The following is an 18066-nucleotide window of genomic DNA, read 5'->3' on the forward strand; positions in this document are numbered from 1 at the left end:
ACTGCGCAATGGCCTCCGTACAGCAACTTTCGACCAAGCACGTCCTGGGCATCAAGTACCTCACGGCCGGGGACGTCGAGCTTATCCTAGATACGGCGCGGGAGTTTAAGGAGGTGATCAACCGGCCGATCAAGAAGGTGCCGAGCCTGCGGGACATTACAATTGCTAACCTGTTTTTCGAGAATTCCACCCGCACCCGCATCAGCTTCGAGCTGGCCGAAAAGCGGCTGAGTGCGGATACGGTGAACTTTAGCGCGTCGAGCTCCTCGGTGAAGAAGGGAGAAACCCTGCTGGACACCGTCAATAATATACTGGCCATGAAGGTGGACATGGTGGTGATGCGTCATCCCGCCCCGGGGGCCCACCACTTCCTGGCCAGTAAAATCGACGCCAGTATCGTCAACGCCGGTGATGGTACCCACGAGCACCCCACTCAGGCCCTGCTGGATGCCTACTCGATGCGCGATGCGTTGGGGGGAAGTCTGGTGGGCAGGCGAGTGTGCATCTTTGGGGATATCACCCACTCGCGGGTGGCACTGTCGAATATATTTTGTCTGCAGAAGCTGGGGGCGAAGGTGCGGGTGTGCGGTCCGCCGACGCTGATCCCAAAGCCGATCGGCAGTCTGGGGGTGCAGGTAAGCTACGATGTGCAGGATAGCCTGCAGTGGTGCGAGGTGGCCAATGTGCTGCGCATCCAGCTGGAGCGGCAGGATACCAAGTTCATTCCCAGCCTGCGGGAGTACAACCGCCACTTCGGCATCACGCAGGAGCGGATGGACCGGCTGGATAAGCAGATTGTCATCATGCACCCGGGGCCCATTAACCGGGGGGTGGAGATCGATACGGCGGTGGCGGATTCAGAGCACAGCATCATCCTACAGCAGGTCGAAAACGGGGTGGCGGTGCGGATGGCAGTTCTTTATCTGCTAGCGGCGCGGCGCAACGATCTGTAGATGCTGTACTACCTGGTACGACCCGTGGCGCGCTACGTGCTGCGCTACTACTACCGGCACATCGACCTGGCGGGATTGGAGCATATTCCTCCGGAGGCGGCCGTCATTCTAGCCTCCAACCACCCGACGGCCTTCATCGAGCCCTGTATCCTGGCCTGTTTTCAACCGCGGTCGCTGCACTTTCTGGCCCGCGGTGATCTATACAAAAACAAGCTAGCCATTCGGGTGCTGCGGGCCTTACACATCCTGCCGGTGTACCGAATGCAGGATGGCGGCTACGGTAAACTGACGGAGAACTACGCCACCTTCGAGGCATGTTATAAGGTGCTAAGTCGGCGCAGGGCGCTGATGATCCTGGCCGAAGGGCGCTGCATTAACGAAAAGCGCTTGCGACCGCTAAAGAAAGGGACGGCCCGTATCGCCCTCGGAGCACTGGACCGCGATACGACACTACCGGAGGTGTACATCGTGCCCGTCGGCGTCAACTTCGTGGCGGCCGAGCGGGTGCGAAGCACGGTGATGATTCGGTGCGGTAAACCACTGCTTGCCAGTCAATACTTGCAAACTTACCGGGAAAATGAGGCAATGGGGCTGCGAGCACTTACCGAGGACCTGCGGGAGGCCCTTTCCGAGCACGTCCTACAGCTCCCGGCAGCGGCGGACGATGCCCTCTACGAGGCCCACCTACAACTGGTGCGCAACGAGCTACCTCCGCTGTCCCGCTCGGTGACCCACGGCGGCGTACAGTTGGCTACGGAGCTCGCTGTGGTTGCTAGCGGCCGACCGGACGAGCGGGTGCTTACCTACACGCAGCGACTACAGCATCTCGGTATCACGGACCGGGATCTACTCACGAGCGGGGCTACCGAGCCCATGCCGTGGCTTGCCTTTCTCGCCTTATTCCTACTGATTCCTCAGCTACCGCTGTGGCTGATCGCGGAGATCATTGCGCTTGGGGGTCCTCGTACCGTGGAGTTCTACAGTCCGGTGCGCTTTGCGGCCGTGGCGGTGGGGACGGTCGTTTCCTTATTGGCCCTACTAGTACTCTCCTGGGCGGGGAAGCTCTACTTCGCCCTATCGCTACTGCTCAACAACTGGTCGCTACGTCAACTAGAAGCGTGGCGGCAGTGGCGGGGCCGGCGGCGAGCGCAACAGCTCGATCCGGAACTACGGGCGGAGCTACTAACCCTACGGCAAGACTTACTCTAGCAGCTCGTTGTCGAATACCTTAACGACGTCAAATTTGGCCTCGTGGTCGGCCACGAACTTCAGGTGGGTGTCCGACACCTGGTAGGCATCGTGTCCGGCCACGTCATCGAACCACAACACCAGATTGTAGTCGAAGCTGTTATCGACCACCCCCCGCGAGGGCGTCGCTGCCGGCGTACCGGTAAACACGCGGCGTACGGTGGGCGCGCCGGCCAGGCTCTTCATGCCGGCCTCGAAGCTCTTACGCTCGGCATCCGTGAGCCCGTCCTTGAGCCAGAAATAAACGGTGTGGGCCATGCCGGGGGAAGTCGATTCTGCCATAGGGGTAGTAGTTGTAGGGGCGCTAGTCTGACAGGCTCCCAGAAATAGGACGGTACAGACCAGCAGGGTGAAACTCCGTAGGCGAGTGCGCATTGGTGTAATTTAGCGCCGGCGAAGATAGCCTACCCTTACTGTAATTCTGCCCGTATGACCATTATCATCATTATCCTCACCGTCCTCGTCAGCTGGCAGGCCTTCAACAATCCGGAGCTGAAGGGCAAGCTGCTCTTCATCCCCTCAGCGGTCAAGGAGCGGGGGGAGTACTACCGCTTTTTGACGCACGGCTTCATTCACGCTGACTTTCAGCATCTGCTGTTTAACATGTACGCCCTGTACATTTTCGGTACCTCGGTGGAATTTGTGTTTTCGCAGTTTCTCTTCGGTCCCGTGATCGGTAAGGTGGCTTATCTGCTCTTCTACTTGATTGCCATCGTCGCGGCCAGCATCCCCGACTACCTCCGCCACCAGGACAACCGCATGTACGCTAGCCTCGGCGCTTCCGGGGGTGTGGCGGCCATCATCTGGCCCTACGTGATGCTCGATCCCTGGAACTGGTTCATCTTCCCTCCCCTACCTGCCATTCTGCTCGGCATCGGTTACATAGCCTACTCCCACTATGCGGACAAAAAGGGACAGAGCAACGTAGGGCATAACGCACACCTGTGGGGGGCCATCTTCGGCCTGGTGGCCTACACCGTGCTGGTGCTAGCATTTGAGCCGGCACTGATGCAGTATTTTCTGCAGGAGCTGATGACTCCCCGGGGGCCAAGCTTCGGATAAGGCACTACGGCTGTGGGGGCGGGGCCGCAGGTGCAAGCTAAATCGTACCTTCGCCGCCCTTTACGCAAACCTCAGCACCCATGGGACTCAAGTGTGGCATCGTAGGCCTCCCGAACGTCGGTAAATCCACCCTCTTCAACGCCCTTACCTCCGCTAAGGCCCTGGCCGCGAACTACCCCTTCGCCACCAAGGATCCCAACCTGGGTGTTATCACGGTACCCGATGAGCGACTGGATAAACTGGCCGAGCTGGTGAACCCCCAGCGCATCCTACCTACCACAGTAGATATCGTCGATATCGCCGGACTCATCAAGGGGGCCAGCAAGGGAGAGGGACTCGGCAACCAATTTCTCGGCAACATCCGCGAGACCGACGCTATCCTCCACGTCGTCCGCTGCTTCGAGGACGACAATGTGGTGCACGTAGACGGTAGCGTCGATCCGGTGCGCGATAAGATGATCATCGACACGGAGCTCATCCTGAAGGACATCGAGACCGTCGAAAAGAAGGTGGACAAGTTTCGGCGCACCGCTAAGAGCGGCGATAAGCAGGCTAAGGCGGTCGTCGAGGTTGGCGAGGCGCTACTGGCTCACCTGGAAAGCGAGAAACCCGCCCGCAGCTTCGAGACCAGCGAGGAGGGCGAGGAGGTGGTCCGCGAGTTGATGCTCCTGACCGGCAAGCCCATTCTCTATGTCTGCAACGTCGACATCGACAGCATCGACGACGGCAACGCACACACCGAGGCCTTCCGCGCTGCCGTGGCCGGAGAGGACGCCGAGGTCATCCTGATCTCGGCCGGTATCGAAGCCGATATTGCCGAGCTGGAGACCAGAGAGGAGCGGGCGGAGTTCATCGAGGAGATGGGACTGACCGAGCCGGGCGTCAATAAGGTGATCCGGGCCAGCTACTCCCTCCTCGACCTAGTTACCTACTTCACCGCCGGAGAAAAGGAGGTCCGCGCCTGGACGATCCGCAAGGGCACCAAGGCCCCGGGTGCCGCCGGCGTCATCCATACCGACTTCGAGAAGGGCTTCATCCGCGCCGAGGTCATCCACTACGCCGACTATATCGCATACGGCTCCGAAGCCGCCGCCCGCGACAATGGCAAGCTGAACGTGGAGGGCAAGGAGTACGTGGTGGAGGACGGCGACGTCATGCATTTTCGCTTCAACGTTTAGCGCGGTTGCGCTAAACGTTGAAGCTCTAGACCGCCTTCGGCGGGTAGACGCTGCGCGGTAGACCGGCTTTGCCGGGTAGACGCCCCGATAGCTATCGGGGCTGGTTAGACCGGCCTGATAGGCGTTCGGGCGGCTAGGGACTGAACCGGGTAGGTGTGGTAGGGTTAGGGGGGAAAACTATGCTACCATGGCAAAGCAACTCTACCTGATGGCTCACTTCGAGCTCAGTAAGCCGGATGAATTCGCCCCCACGTTCGCGGAGCACGCTAAGGCCAGTCGAGCCAAGCCGGGTTGTCTGTTCTTCTACCTCATTCGCGACCGCGATAACTCCGCTAAGTTCGCTACGATGGAGTGCTGGGAGAACTACAACTACTTCGAGCAGCACGTGGCGGATGACGAGCATACAAAGTTTCAAGCTAAGATTAAGCAGTACTGGAAGCACGAGCCGGATGTGATGGAGTGTGATTTGGTGTCTGGGATGGAGTAAAATGCTGCCTCCGGCAGCGGTAGACGAAGCAGCCTCCGGCTGCGAGAGCCGCCTTGGCGGCGACCGGAGTTAGACTGGCAGCAAGCTGTCCTATCTACTCAATGTATCTTAGCGCAGCCAGAGGGCTTACATCAGGGGCCCCTGCCCCTGCTGACGCGGTTGCTGCCGCTGCCGGAGGCAGCATTGTACCCCCTATTTCCGATTCACGATAGCATCCTGGTGGTCGATACTCTCCTGGTGCACCGCCCGCAGGTACGTCTTCATAAACTCCTCACTAAGTCCGTGGGCCCTGCCCTTCTCGCTGGCCTGCTGTAGCACGACCTCCCAACGGCTTTCCTGTAGGACGGCGATGTTGCGCTCGGCTTTGAAGTCTCCGATCTGGTCGGCGAGCTTCATGCGCTGACCGATCATGCCGATGAGGTCGGCGTCGATCTCGTCGATCTGACGGCGCAGCTCGGTGAGGGGCTCCATTTCTACCTCGTCGACGGTGGGCTTGCGGAGGCGAAGGTTTTCAAGCATGTCGCCGAATACGCTGGGTGTGATCTGCTGGGCGGCGTCGGACCAGGCCTCGTCGGGACGGGGGTGTACCTCGGTCATGAGACCGTCGTAGTTGAGGTTGAGGGCTTCCTGGGCGACCTCGGCGAGCATGTGGCGGTTGCCGCAGATGTGGCTGTTGTCGATGACCATCTGGAGGTCGGGGAAGCGGCGCTTCATCTCGATGGCCATTTGCCAGCGGGGTACGTTGCGGTACACGGTCTCGCCGTGGTAGCTGAAGCCGCGGTGGATGAGCCCGATGCGGGTGATACCGGCTTTGTAGATGCGCTCTACGGCACCGATCCAGAGTCCCAGGTCAGGGTTGATGGGGTTTTTAATTAGTACAGGCACGTCGGCACCACTTAAGGCATCGGCCACCTCCTGTACACTGAAGGGATTTACCGTGGTGCGGGCACCGATCCAGAGTACATCGATACCAGCCTTGAGACAGTCGTAGACGTGGCTGGCCTTGGCTACCTCGGTCGTAGTTTTCAGTCCCGTTTCTTCCTTGACGCGCTTCAACCAGCTAAGTCCCTCCTTGCCAACGCCCTCAAAGCTTCCGGGGCGGGTACGCGGCTTCCAGATACCGGAGCGAAAGAGATCGACCTGATTGAGCTTGGCGAGGTCCTTGGCGCACTGCATGACCTGTCCCTCGGTCTCGGCGCTACAGGGACCGGCGATGACGACGCCGCGGCCGGGGGTGGGTGGGATGACCTTATTGATGTGCATTTCCATGGTGAGTTACTTTAGTATTTTTTCGATTTGATTAGCGCGCTCGATCCGGGCGTGGAAGCCGGCGAAGTCGCGCTTGATGAGTTGGGTACGGAAGCGCGAGAGCTGCTCGATGTGCTCGTCCAGGACGTCTAGGACGTGGTCGCGGTTCTGCCGAAAGATCGGTACCCACATATCGGCAGAGCTCTTGGCCAGCCGCACCGTCGAGCCGAAGCCGGAACTGGCTAGCTCGAAGATGCGCTGCTCATCCTTTTCCTTTTCGAGCACCGTCAGCGCCAGGGCAAAGCTAGCGATGTGGGAGATATGGCTGACGTAGGCGCAATGCAGATCGTGGGCACTGCGCCCCAGGTGGGTAAATTTCATGCCGGCGCTGCCGAAGATCCGCTTAGCCATATCTACCGCATCGGGGGCGCTGTCCTCGGCATCGACGATGACGCAGGTTTTACCGGTGAAGAGGTTCGGCACGGCGGCCTCGGGGCCACTGAACTCGGTACCGGCCATGGGGTGACAGGCCACGAAGCGGCTCCGGTTGGGGTGGTCCTTTACCTTTTCTAGCAGCTTCTCTTTAGTGGATCCCACGTCGACCAGCGTCTGGTCAGGTCGGATGGCATCCAGAATTTTGGGTAGCAGCGCGAGCATAGCGTCCATTGGGGTGGCAAGTATGATAGCGTTGGCCTGTTCCAGTCCTTCGGCAAGCGGTAGGTCGTCATCGATGAGGCGGCGGCGTACAGCCTTATCCAGGTTGGCCTGGCTCGCGTCGATACCGATCACCCGCGTGGCCAGGCCACTTTCCTTGAGACTGATGGCCAGCGAGCCACCGATCAGACCGATACCGACGATGGCTACCGTCATTGGTCCTGCGATTTTGTTTGCACCTGCGCCCCTCCGCCCAAGCGAATGAGGGCTTGTTGCAGTACCTCTACCGGGCTACACAGACTGATGCGTACGTAATTGTCCCCCGCCGAGCCGAAGATCCCTCCGGGAGTGATGAATACATCGTAGTCGTAGAGGGCGCGGTCGCAGGTCCGGTATCCGTCGGTGCCGGGTGGGGTTTTCGCCCAGACGAAAAGGCCCACCTGGTTGTGGCTATAGCTGCAGTCGAGGACATCCATAATCTGCAGGGCGACTGTGCGGCGCTTCCGGTAGGTGGCGTTAAGCCGGTCGTACCAGTCCTGGCCTAAGCCAAGCGCCACGGTGGCCGCCTGCTGTACCGGCAGGAACATGCCGCTGTCCATATTCGATTTAAAGCGAAGCACGGTCTGAAGGTAGGCGGCGGCTCCCGCCAGCACTCCCACCCGCCAGCCGGCCATATTCTGCGCCTTACTGAGGCTGGAAAGCTCGAGGGCTACCTCCCGGGCACCGGGCACGGACAGCAGGCTCTGGACCCGATCGGTGAGGATGAAGGCATACGGGTTATCGTTGACCACCAGGATGCGGTGATGACGAGCAAAATCGACCAGCCGGGTGAAGAAGTCGAACGGGGCGGCCGCGCCGGTGGGCATATGGGGGTAGTTGACCCACATAATTTTGACCCTGTCCAGTCCCTGGTCGCTGAGGGCATCCAGGTCGGGTAGCCAGCCGCTGTCCTCGTTAAGGTCATAGGTCCGGACGGTGCCGCCGGCCAGCTCGGTGGCGGAGCGGTAGGTGGGGTAGCCGGGATTGGGGATGAGTACCTCGTCGCCCGGATTGAGGAAAGCCATGCTGATGTGCATGATGCCCTCCTTACTCCCCATGAGGGGCAGCAGCTCGGTGGCGGGATCCAGATCGACGTGGAAGAAGCGACGGTACCAACTTGCGAATGCTGCGCGCAGTTCGGGCCGGCCGGTGTAAGGCTGGTAGCCGTGGGCATCGGGGAGCCCGGCGCTGGCGGTAAGGGCGGCAATGACCTGCGGGGCGGGGGGCAGATCGGGGCTGCCGATGCCGAGGTTCAGGATGTCCCTGCCCTGGGCGCGTAGGGCCGCGATCTCGCGGAGTTTGCTGCTGAAGTAATATTCCTCGGTCTCTCCCAGCCGGTCGCTGACGGGCAGGATGGGGGTGATGGCAGGGGGCTGGGTAATCGTCGTCATGGCATCAGGGTTTTTCACCGGCGGGGTAGATGCCCAGAATGCGCAGTTCCTGGGTGATGGGTTGAATACCGGCCAGGGCTTCAGTCACAGAAACCGATCCGTTGAGCTCGAAATCAACGTAGAAGCGGTACTGCCAGGGCCGGCCGATGATGGGGGTGCTTTGGATCTTCGTCAGATTAATTTTATAGGCATCGAGAACCATGAGGACCCGGGAGAGGCTTCCCGACTCGTGGCTGACGCTGAAACTGAGGCTCACCTTATCGCCTACATCCTGACTCGCATCCCGGCCCCGTTCCAGCACCAGAAAACGGGTATGATTAAGTTTATTAGTCTCGATACCATCGGCGAGGATGTCGAGGCCATAGAGGCGGGCGGCCAGGCTGTGGGCTACGGCACCGCGGGTACGGTCACCGCTCTCCCGTACGTGCAACGCGCTGAGGGCGGTATCGGCGGACTCCACTAGTTTTATCTTCGGCCAGGCCTGGAAGAACTCCCGCACCTGCATCAGGGCGATGGGATGGGAGTACACCTCGCGCAGCTCCCCGATCGATACCCCGGGCAGGGCCATGAGGTTCTGGCGGATGCGCAGGTAGACCTCGGCGGTGATGCGCAAGTTCGACCGCTGCAGCAGATCGTAGTTGGCCATGAGGCTACCGGCTAGGGTATTCTCGATGGCCATGAGGGCGGTCTGGCTCTCGCCGGATTCTACCTGGGCGAGGACCTCAGCGAAGGTGTGCCCGGGCACGGTGACCACCTCGTGATCCCTGAAGTGGGCCCGGGCGGCCGCCTCGTGGAAGGCGCCGGCGTAGCCCTGAATACTGACGCGAAGCTGGGGCAGGGTGAGCGGTGGAGGGGTCATCTGGTAGGTGGGGTAAAATAAAAAAAGCGGTGCCCGAGTGTGGGGGACCGCCGTTATCTGTCATCGTGGTGCGCGCAGTCGGTCCCCTACTCACGGAGGTAGTAAAAGCTAAACCAGAAAAAGGACTGCGTCATCATCGTAGGACAAAGCTAGGGCACGATTTTCGATTCGCAAAATGTTGTCAAAGCAACGGCGCCGAAGGCGCGGTAGACTGCCTCCGGCAGATAGACCGGCTGTCGCCGGGTAGACCCTTCGGGTTAGATCGCTTCGCTCGTTAGGCCCCGCAACAACTCAATAACCCAACAACTCACCCCCTACCCTATCTTCGCCCGCCAAATGAAGGATATGCCCAGACTGATTGCCGTAGCTTTTCTTTTGGTGACGCTGCTTACCTGTGGGAGCGAGGACGCAACGGCGTACCGCGACCTAGACCTGACGGCTTACAATATCCCGGTGACGATACAGGCGCCAGACAGTGCGCAGGTCGTGGCCGGTAAGCTCGGGGGCAACATCGAGGACGTGACGGTACGCAGTGCGGCCGATCGCTACGCGGTGCAGATACTGGCCAGCGGGGCACGGACGAGCGACATGGCGCGCCTCAAGGCCGATGAGCTAGAGGCGGTGCGGGACAACCGGTACTTCGAGCGGATCGTGAGTGAGGAGCCGGAGGGCTTCATCTTTGAGAACAAGATCGATACCACCTCGGCCTATGGGTTTCGGTACATCGTGTACCGGGGGGACCGGGAGATCGTATTTCAGAATACCTTCGACGGGGTGTATACGCTGCCGGAGGTGGAGGCTATGTACGCAAGTGTAAAACCCGGTAAGTAGATGGACGTATCACTGATTTTGAGGGGGATGGCGATGGGAATCGCCGAGGCGATACCGGGGGTGAGCGGGGGCACGATTGCCTTCATCACCGGCATTTACGAGCGGCTGCTGCGCGCCATTGGGGCCATTCTGGGAATCAAAGTGGCGGGAACGTTCCGGCGGGAGGGCTTCCGGCCGGCCTGGCGGGAGGCGGACGGGGCCTTTTTGCTGCAACTTGGCGGGGGCATGGTCATCGGGTTGGGCATCGCGATAAAGTTGATCACCTACCTGCTGGAGCACTACCCTACCGTGGTGTGGGGCTTCTTCTTTGGGCTCATCGTGAGCTCGGCCATCTACGTGGGGCGGCAGATCAGGGGTTGGGGCCCGGGAGTAGTGAGCTTCCTGGTCGGTGGGGCGGTGGTGGCTTACCTGCTTACGACGATCAATCCGCTGGGGGGCAGCACCTCGCCGGTGCTCGTGTTTCTCTCGGGCATGATTGCCATCTCGGCGCTCATTCTGCCGGGAGTGTCGGGTAGTTTTATCTTGGTGCTGCTGGGCATGTATACGGTGGTGTTCGGCGCGGTGCAGGGAGTGACTACCGGCGAGGACGGCGCTTTAGTGATCGTCGCCTGCTTTGCGGCAGGCTGTCTGGTGGGGCTGGCCCTATTCGCTAAACTGCTTACGTGGACCTTCAAGACCTACCCAAACCGCACCTTTGCCCTCCTGACCGGCTTTATGATCGGCTCGCTCAATAAGCTCTGGCCGTGGCGCAATGCCATCACTACACGGATGAACAGCAGCGGGGAAGAGGTACCGGTGCTGGAGACCAATGTGCTACCCGGACATTACCTCGGGGGGGAGCCCTACGTGCTAGCAGTAATTCTGGCGGTGCTGGCAGGACTTGCCGTAGTGTTCTTACTAGAAGCCAGCGCCTCGAAGAAGGAACCGGAAGCTGACGTCGCATAACTCATGGCTACGTTCGGACTCATTGGCTACCCGCTGTCGCACTCCTTCAGTCGGGGCTACTTTACGGAGAAATTTCAGCAGCTTGGTCTGGATGACACCCATAAGTACCTGAATTTTGAGTTGACGAACATTAATCAATTCAAGAAAATCTTGGATGAGTATTCTGACTTGGTGGGATGTAATGTCACCATCCCACATAAGCGAGCGATCATGGCGGTGCTGGACGAAGTGGATCCGGTCGCCGAACGGATCGGGGCCGTTAATACGATTTTGGTACGGGATAGAAGAACCTACGGTTACAACACCGACTACCTGGGCTTTCGGGACGATCTAGTTCACCGGATGGCCGAGCAGGGGTTTAGTTTCGCGAGAGGTCGCGCCGCACTTATTCTTGGTACCGGGGGTGCTTCACTGGCGGTGGCGGAGGCGTTCCGGTCGCTAGGGGTACCGTACACCTTCGTAAGTCGGAAGCCGGCGGTGGGTCAGCTTAGCTACGGGGCGGTCACGGCTGAGGTGTTAGCCACCCACACGCTCTTAGTCAATACGACCCCGCTGGGAATGTATCCGCGCGTTGACGCTGCACCGGACATCAACTACGAGTTGCTCGGACCGGCGCACTTCTGTTATGACCTGATCTACAATCCGGCCGAAACCACCTTCATGCAGCGGGCCAGGGGGGCGGGGGCGCAGGCTGCAAACGGTCTGGGCATGCTGCACCAGCAGGCGGAGGCGAGCTGGGCCATCTGGACCGGGGAATAATTACGATCTTGACGCGGACCAAAGCGATCGATCGTGTACAAGCTGTTACTTCCTATTTTCCTGATATCTGCCTCCGTAGCATCCGGACAAGACCTGAGCGTATTCGAGGTATTCACCGACCATGCCGTGCTGCAACGCGACGTAGCCCACCCCATTTGGGGATGGGACCGGGCGGGACGCAGGGTAACCGTTAGTCTTGACGGGCAGGAGGTGCTGCGTGCAAAGACGGACCAGAACGGCAACTGGCAGACCGAGCTACCGCCTACCGGGGCAGGCGGACCTCACGTGCTTACCGTGAGCGATGGAAAACAAACGATCACGCTGGAAGATGTCTACTTCGGCGACGTGTATCTGCTCTCCGGGCAGAGCAATATGGAGTGGCAGCTGGTACAATCCGACCCCGATAGCGTGCGGGCGCGTGCGATCGCCGATCCGCTGATCCGCCAGGTGCTGGTAGCTAAGACGAGCGCCGATACACCCGGGGAGCACATTATCCTGGATGAAACCTGGAAGGCGGGTACAGTTAGTGAGATCGCCAACTTCAGCGGTGTGGGGGCTTACTTCGCCCATTACCTGCGGGAGGCGGGGGTGACGGTTCCCATCGGGCTGGTGCATTCCAGCTGGGGGGGCAGCCGCATCGAGCCCTGGATGAGCGCCGAGGTACTGGGCATGGATACGGATGCGATGGCGGAGGTGGCCGAGTACCAGTCCCTAGCCGAACAGATCCAGCAAAAGGTGCTTGACTTCTACCGCTCGGAGTTCAACGGCGAGGAACCGCCAACCGAGGACCACGGCCAGGAGCTGGGTTACCTGGCCGATGAGGTCGATCTATCCCGTTGGTCCACCACGGAGCTCCCCGGCGCCTGGGAGCCCCTGGGATACACCAACGTAGACGGCTACTTCTACTACCGGCGCAGCTTCGAGCTAACGGAGGAGCAGGCGGCCGGCGCTGCCACGCTCTACCTGGGAACGATCGATGACGGGGACCAGACCTACATAAATGGTGTGCAGGTAGGTGATACTCCCAATGCCTACAGTCAGGAACGGGAGTATGAGGTGCCGGCGAGTGTACTACGGGCGGGAGCGAACACCCTGGCCCTGCGCGTCTTCGATGCCGGGGGCGGCGGAGGGCTCATGAGCGGACCGGAAAGTATGTACCTACGCACCGTGGCCGGAGACGTACCCCTGGCCGGCGAGTACCACTATCGCGTGGGGGAGTTCCGCACCGGACAGGGAAATCCTAACCAGGTACCGACCATCCTCTACAACGCCATGATTGCCCCCCTGCAGGCCTGGCCCCTGACCGGGGTGCTCTGGTACCAGGGCGAGTCCAACGCCGGCCCGGGCGATGCCGAAGCTTACGCCGACCGGATGCGCACACTAGTCAATTTTTGGCGGGAGCGCTTTGGCAATGAAGATTTGCCCTTCTACTGGGTGCAACTAGCCAACTTCCGGGCACCTTCCACGCAGCCGAACGATCCGTGCTGGGCGATCCTACGGGCCAGTCAGACCGCTGCCCTTGATCTGCCGCTGACTGGTCAGGCGGTGATCACCGACATCGGGGAGGCCGACGATATTCACCCCCGCAACAAGTGGGAGGTGGGGCGTAGGTTATCGCTACACGCGCTGCGAGATATTTATGGTCAGGAGGTGCAGGCAAGTAGTCCGGTAGTGACCGGTATGGAGGTCGACGGTTCCCGCGCCCAACTCAACTTTGGGGAGCTCGGGGAGGGCCTTATGGTGAAGCTGGCCGAAGGAGAACGCTACCCGGTCGTCAAATCGCTCAGCGTACAAGATGCCGCCGGGGACTGGCACTGGGCGGTAGGATTGCTTGATCCGCAGGGTAGTACGCTAGAGGTCATCAATCCGGCCGGCACGCCCATTCAGACCGTACGCTATGCCTGGTCCAACAATCCGGACGACGCCAATCTCTTCAGTCGGGAGGGGCTACCGGTTACGCCCTTTGAAATCAGCGCGGACTAGGGGTTGGAACTTACCACCGCATACCGGAGCATCTGGAAGGTCAGTATTCCGATCATCATCGGCAGCGCGGCGCAGAACGTGGTGGCGATGACCGACTCGGTGTTTTTATACTACCGTAGCGAGGACGACTTTGCGGCCATCGGCTTCGTGGCGGCCTTTTACATCATCGTAGCCGCCGTCGGTTTCGGGTTCAGTCGGGGTGGGCAGATCCTCATGGCCCTCTACGCCGGTAAGGGCGAACCCCGGGCAGTAGGCCGCGCTTTCTACAGCACCGTGTACTTCGAGCTGGCGCTGGCCGGGGCGGTGTTTCTCTTTATGACCTTCGGAGCCTACTGGCTTTTTGCCTCCCTGGTGGACTCAGACGTGATTTTTTATAAGTCGCTGGAGTACTTGGATACACGAAAGTGGGGGGTGTTTGCCAGCTACCTCGGAGTTGCGTGCATTGCGCTCTATACCGGCATTGCCCGACCGATTTTCATCGTGGTCGATACCTTCATTCTGGCTATCACCAACATCTTTCTTGACGAGGCGCTCATCTTCGGCCGCTACGGTTTTCCGGAGATGGGCATTGCCGGGGCCGGACTGGCCAGTACGATCGCGGAGTACGTGGCCCTGGGCGTGTTTCTGGTTTACATGGTAGTGGACAAGGAGAACCGGCAGTACCTCAGCATTGCCCTGCCGAAATACAATCCGGTGCTGATCCGGGAGATCGTAGGCCTTTCCGTACCCATCGTCACCATGTCAGTCGTCGGGCTGGGTAGTTACTTCTTCTTTACGGGGCTTATCGAGAATTTTGGTCCCCGTGCGCTGGCGGTCAATAACATCATCCGCATCGCTTACCTAATTCTCAGCATTCCGGCCTGGGGCTTCTGCACGGGAGTGAACACGCTGGCCAGCTACTTCGTGGGGCGGGAGGAACGACGCAACGTGAAGGTGGTGCTCTGGCGTACGGTATTCCTTTGCCTGGGGATCACCCTGCTGATGGGGCTACCCATTATTCTGTTTCCCCGCGAGGTACTCTACCCTATCCTGGGAGACGAGCGCGCCTATTTGATCAAGGCAGCCTACCCGGTCTTCTGGGTGCTCTTAGGCATCCTGATCACTTTTAGCTTTGGGAGCATCTTTTTCAACGGACTGATTGGGGCGGGACGCACCCGGTTGGCGCTCATCTACCAGACGGCGTGCGCCCTAGTGTACATGCTACTAATCTTTGTAGTAGTGCGCAGCGGCTGGGGTAACCTGACTGTAGCCTGGAGCATCGAGATTGTGTACTGGGTGCTGATGTTCGCGCTGAGCTTCCGCTACTTCCGCCGCCCGGGCTGGCGGGCAGTTTAGGCGGACTCCAGGGCAGCGGCACCGCCAACGATCTCGAGGATCTCGTTGGTGATGGCTTCCTGACGGGCCTTGTTGTAACTGATCTTGAGATCGCGCAGGAGGTCCTGGGCATTTTCGGTGGCCTTGTCCATGGCCGTCATGCGGGCCCCGTGCTCGGAGGCGTGGGTGTCAAGGAGGGCGGCCTGAAATTTGGTCTGTAGGATGCTAGGTACCAGGTAAGCCAGCAACTCCTCCTTACCCGGCTCGAAAATGTAGTCGGCCCTATAGCGGTTGGCATTAGTCAGGGTAGTCGCCTCACCATCTAATAACACATCCTCAACGGGCAGGAACTGCTCGCTGGTAGCGTACTGCACCGCGGCGTTTTTGAAACGGGCGTAGGCCACGTAGACTCGATCGTAGCGACCGCTCCTGAAGCGGGCCATAATCAGATCCGGCACCTCCTTGGTGTAGTCGAAGGCCAGGTTGTCGAATAGGTTGACGTAATCAGTGACCACCTTCACGTTGGCGCGCTTGCCGTAGTGCTTACGGAAGTACTCCGATCCCTTGCGGCCGATGCAGATGATGTCGAGCGGACCGGACAATGTACCTAATTGCTTAATGGAAGCTTCGGCGGCCTTGATCACATTAGAATTAAATGCACCGGCTAGTCCCCGGTTAGAAGTAACGACGACCACGCAGGCACCCACTACCGGGCGTACCTTATTGAATACGGTGGTCGCATCCCCTTCCAGTGCCCCTAGAATGTTGCGCAGCATCTCGTCGAGCTTATCGGCGTAGGGCCGTAGCTCCGTGATGGCCTGCTGGGCCCGCCGCAATTTCGCTGCCGAGACCATCTTCATCGCGCTGGTGATCTGCTGGGTATTTTTCACCGAGCGGATGCGTTCGCGTACTTCCTTTAGGTTTGCCATGGGGAGTTGGGGGTTACTTAAACTGCGGGGTCAACTCGCCGGCCAGCGATTCCAGCTTGGCGAGGTCCTCGTCCTGGTACTTCTTAGCGCGGAAGTTCTCGAGGACTTCGGGGTACTTGCGGCCGAGCTCACCGAGGAACAACTTCTCGAACTCCTTAATGCGCTCCACGGGTACGTTACGCATAAGATTCTTGGTGCCGAGGTAGATGATGGCCGTCTGCTTCTCTACCGCGACGGGACTGTACTGGGGTTGCTTGAGGATCTCCACGTTGCGCTTCCCCTTTTCGAGGATGTTCATGGTGGAGGCATCGAGGTCGGAACCGAACTTGGCAAAGGCCTCGAGCTCGCGGTAGCTGGCCTGGTCGAGCTTAAGTGTACCAGATACTTTCTTCATCGGCTTGATCTGGGCCGAGCCACCTACGCGGGATACCGATACACCCACGTTGATCGCCGGGCGGATACCGTTGTTGAATAGGCTGGACTCGAGGAAGATCTGTCCGTCGGTGATCGAGATCACGTTCGTGGGGATGTAGGCGGATACGTCACCGGCCTGGGTCTCAATGATGGGTAGGGCCGTCAGCGAACCACCACCCTTGACGATACCGGCCTCACTTAGGGAGGGGGGCAGGTCGTTCATGCTCTGAGCGATGGTGTCGTTGTTGATGATCTTGGCAGCACGCTCCAGCAGGCGGCTGTGGAGGTAGAATACGTCACCGGGGTAAGCCTCGCGTCCGGGGGGACGGCGCAGCAGAAGAGAGACCTCGCGGTAGGCCACGGCCTGCTTGGAAAGATCGTCGTAGATAATCAGAGCGGGCCGGCCGGTGTCACGGAAGTATTCACCGATGGCGGCACCGGCGAAGGGAGCGTAGAACTGTAATGGGGCGGGCTCGGATGCGGAGGCGGCTACGATAATGGAGTAGTCCATAGCGCCGTTGTCCTCCAGGGTCTTGGCCACCTGGGCTACGGTAGAGGCCTTTTGTCCGCAGGCTACGTAGATACAGTACACGGGCTCGCCGCGCTCGTAGAACTCGCGCTGGTTGAGGATGGTATCGATGGCGATGGCCGACTTACCGGTCTGGCGGTCACCGATGATAAGTTCGCGCTGGCCGCGACCGATCGGGATCATGGCATCGATGGCCTTCACGCCCGTCTGTAGGGGCTCGTTCACCGGTTGGCGAAAGATCACACCGGGGGCCTTGCGCTCCAGGGGCATATCGTAGGTGGTGCCGGCGATATCGCCCTTACCGTCGATGGGCTGACCGAGGGAGTTGACCACGCGGCCCACCATACCCTCCCCTACCTGGATGGAGGCAATGCGACCGGTACGCGATACGCGGCTGCCCTCGTGGATGCCGCTGGCGCTACCCATGAGTACGACACCGACATTGTCCTCTTCGAGGTTGAGTACGATGGCCTCGGTGCCGGTCTCGAAGGTCACGAGCTCGCCGGCCTGAGCGTTGTTGAGACCGTAGACACGGGCGATACCGTCACCGACCTGCAGCACGGTACCGTACTCCTCGAGCTCGGTAGCGGTGTCGAAGCCGGAGAGCTGCTGCTTGAGGATGGCGGAGATTTCGTCGGGCTTTACGTCAGCCATGGGGGGTAGATTTTAGTCGATTTGATTTACGTAGACGTTGGGTTTGCGTAGCTCGCGCCGCATTTCCTTGAGCTTGTGGGCTACACTGGCATCGTACACCTGGCCGTCAAATTCCAGGATGAAGCCGCCGATGAGCTCGGGATCGATCTGGGTTTCCAGGTCGATGCTGTCTTCGGTCTTGCCGCTGGCGACCAGTTGTTCCTTCACCCCGTTTAGGGTAGCGGCGGTCAGGGGAGCAGCGCTGGTCAACTTGACCGTAGAGATATGGCGGATGGTCTTGTACTGCTCGTTGAACTCACGGAGAATACCGAGCATATCCACCTCGCGGCCCTTGTCGATGAGGAGCTTGACGTAGAGACGGGTCAACTGGTCGGCGTTGGCCTTTTCCAGTAGCTGGGTCAGGATAGCACGCTTTTTTGCGGGGCTTACCACCGGACTGGTCAGCAGCAGGGCAAAATCGCGGTTCTTGCCCATCGCAAGCAGACTATCTACGTCGGCTTTAATTTTTTCTAGCTGTCCACGTTCCTGCGCCAGTTCGATCAGCGACTGGGCGTAGCGGGCGGCTACTCGGGGGTTGGTCATGCGGGGG

The 18066-nt window shown here is 59.9% G+C and carries 18 protein-coding genes; 10 read left to right on the forward strand and 8 right to left on the reverse strand.

Translation table 11 applies throughout. The features are described from left to right. The first annotated feature begins 8 nt into the window (after positions 1–8). Positions 9–953, forward strand: coding sequence for an aspartate carbamoyltransferase catalytic subunit (locus ACOOHD_RS05780; RefSeq protein ID WP_420460623.1), 945 nt, complete (start codon positions 9–11; stop codon positions 951–953). Next, positions 954–2162 (forward strand): 1-acyl-sn-glycerol-3-phosphate acyltransferase, encoded by a 1209-nt coding sequence (locus ACOOHD_RS05785; RefSeq protein ID WP_420460624.1) that lies wholly within the window; start codon positions 954–956, stop codon positions 2160–2162. On the opposite strand, the gene ACOOHD_RS05790 is transcribed toward ACOOHD_RS05785, so the two are convergent. Further along, positions 2154–2576: a Dabb family protein gene (locus tag ACOOHD_RS05790; protein ID WP_420460625.1), complete on the reverse strand. Its 423-nt coding sequence runs from the start codon at positions 2574–2576 to the stop codon at positions 2154–2156. The genes ACOOHD_RS05785 and ACOOHD_RS05790 overlap by 9 nt on opposite strands. A 54-nt stretch (positions 2577–2630) precedes the next feature. On the opposite strand from ACOOHD_RS05790, the gene ACOOHD_RS05795 reads away from it, so the two are divergent. The 3 genes from ACOOHD_RS05795 (at position 2631) to ACOOHD_RS05805 (ending at position 4928) form a co-directional block, all read left to right on the forward strand. Then, positions 2631–3263, forward strand: coding sequence for a rhomboid family intramembrane serine protease (locus ACOOHD_RS05795; RefSeq protein ID WP_420460626.1), 633 nt, complete (start codon positions 2631–2633; stop codon positions 3261–3263). Between the two features lie 80 nt (positions 3264–3343). Then, a complete protein-coding gene (gene ychF / locus ACOOHD_RS05800; protein ID WP_420460627.1) occupies positions 3344–4441 on the forward strand; it encodes a redox-regulated ATPase YchF in 1098 nt (365 codons plus the stop codon). Positions 4442–4628: 187 nt separating this feature from the next. Beyond that, entirely contained in the window at positions 4629–4928 is a 300-nt protein-coding gene (locus ACOOHD_RS05805; protein ID WP_420460628.1) for a putative quinol monooxygenase, read from the forward strand. 192 nt (positions 4929–5120) lie between these two features. Here the strand turns inward: ACOOHD_RS05805 and ACOOHD_RS05810 are convergent, their stop codons facing one another. Genes ACOOHD_RS05810 through ACOOHD_RS05825 form a run of 4 tightly spaced genes read right to left on the reverse strand, consistent with a single transcriptional unit; the run spans position 5121 to position 9119 of the window. After that, positions 5121–6191 (reverse strand): chorismate mutase, encoded by a 1071-nt coding sequence (locus ACOOHD_RS05810; RefSeq protein ID WP_420460629.1) that lies wholly within the window; start codon positions 6189–6191, stop codon positions 5121–5123. Positions 6192–6203: 12 nt separating this feature from the next. Further along, positions 6204–7046 carry a prephenate dehydrogenase gene (locus tag ACOOHD_RS05815; protein ID WP_420460630.1) on the reverse strand — a complete coding sequence of 281 codons (843 nt, stop codon included), beginning with the start codon at positions 7044–7046 and terminating at the stop codon, positions 6204–6206. After that, positions 7043–8260, reverse strand: coding sequence for a pyridoxal phosphate-dependent aminotransferase (locus ACOOHD_RS05820; protein ID WP_420460631.1), 1218 nt, complete (start codon positions 8258–8260; stop codon positions 7043–7045). The genes ACOOHD_RS05815 and ACOOHD_RS05820 overlap by 4 nt, the downstream gene beginning before the upstream one ends. Before the next feature lie 4 nt (positions 8261–8264). After that, on the reverse strand, positions 8265–9119 hold the full coding sequence (locus ACOOHD_RS05825) for a prephenate dehydratase (RefSeq protein WP_420460632.1): 855 nt from the start codon (positions 9117–9119) through the stop codon (positions 8265–8267). A 345-nt stretch (positions 9120–9464) separates the two neighbouring features. On the opposite strand from ACOOHD_RS05825, the gene ACOOHD_RS05830 reads away from it, so the two are divergent. From ACOOHD_RS05830 to ACOOHD_RS05850, 5 genes are read left to right on the forward strand one after another with little or no spacing between them, the layout of a single operon-like run. After that, positions 9465–9950 carry a hypothetical protein gene (locus ACOOHD_RS05830; protein ID WP_420460633.1) on the forward strand — a complete coding sequence of 162 codons (486 nt, stop codon included), beginning with the start codon at positions 9465–9467 and terminating at the stop codon, positions 9948–9950. After that, entirely contained in the window at positions 9951–10895 is a 945-nt protein-coding gene (locus tag ACOOHD_RS05835; protein WP_420460634.1) for a DUF368 domain-containing protein, read from the forward strand. It abuts the gene before it with no gap. 3 nt (positions 10896–10898) lie between these two features. After that, positions 10899–11654: a shikimate dehydrogenase family protein gene (locus ACOOHD_RS05840; RefSeq protein WP_420460635.1), complete on the forward strand. Its 756-nt coding sequence runs from the start codon at positions 10899–10901 to the stop codon at positions 11652–11654. Between the two features lie 33 nt (positions 11655–11687). Then, on the forward strand, positions 11688–13637 hold the full coding sequence (locus ACOOHD_RS05845) for a sialate O-acetylesterase (protein ID WP_420460636.1): 1950 nt from the start codon (positions 11688–11690) through the stop codon (positions 13635–13637). Between the two features lie 3 nt (positions 13638–13640). Next, on the forward strand, positions 13641–14972 hold the full coding sequence (locus ACOOHD_RS05850) for an MATE family efflux transporter (RefSeq protein WP_420460637.1): 1332 nt from the start codon (positions 13641–13643) through the stop codon (positions 14970–14972). Here the strand turns inward: ACOOHD_RS05850 and atpG are convergent. Genes atpG through atpH form a run of 3 tightly spaced genes read right to left on the reverse strand, consistent with a single transcriptional unit; the run spans position 14969 to position 18059 of the window. Beyond that, on the reverse strand, positions 14969–15880 hold the full coding sequence (gene atpG, locus ACOOHD_RS05855) for an ATP synthase F1 subunit gamma (protein WP_420460638.1): 912 nt from the start codon (positions 15878–15880) through the stop codon (positions 14969–14971). The two genes, ACOOHD_RS05850 and atpG, sit on opposite strands and share 4 nt — an antisense overlap. Positions 15881–15893: 13 nt before the next feature. Then, on the reverse strand, positions 15894–17477 hold the full coding sequence (atpA, locus tag ACOOHD_RS05860) for a F0F1 ATP synthase subunit alpha (RefSeq protein ID WP_420460639.1): 1584 nt from the start codon (positions 17475–17477) through the stop codon (positions 15894–15896). 12 nt (positions 17478–17489) lie between these two features. Next, complete coding sequence (gene atpH / locus ACOOHD_RS05865) at positions 17490–18059, reverse strand: ATP synthase F1 subunit delta (protein WP_420460640.1); 570 nt, start codon at positions 18057–18059, stop codon at positions 17490–17492. Positions 18060–18066: the final 7 nt, after the last annotated feature.

The sequence above is a fragment of the Neolewinella sp. genome, assembly GCF_965214665.1.
In the GTDB taxonomy this organism is placed as follows: Bacteria; Bacteroidota; Bacteroidia; order Chitinophagales; family Saprospiraceae; genus Neolewinella.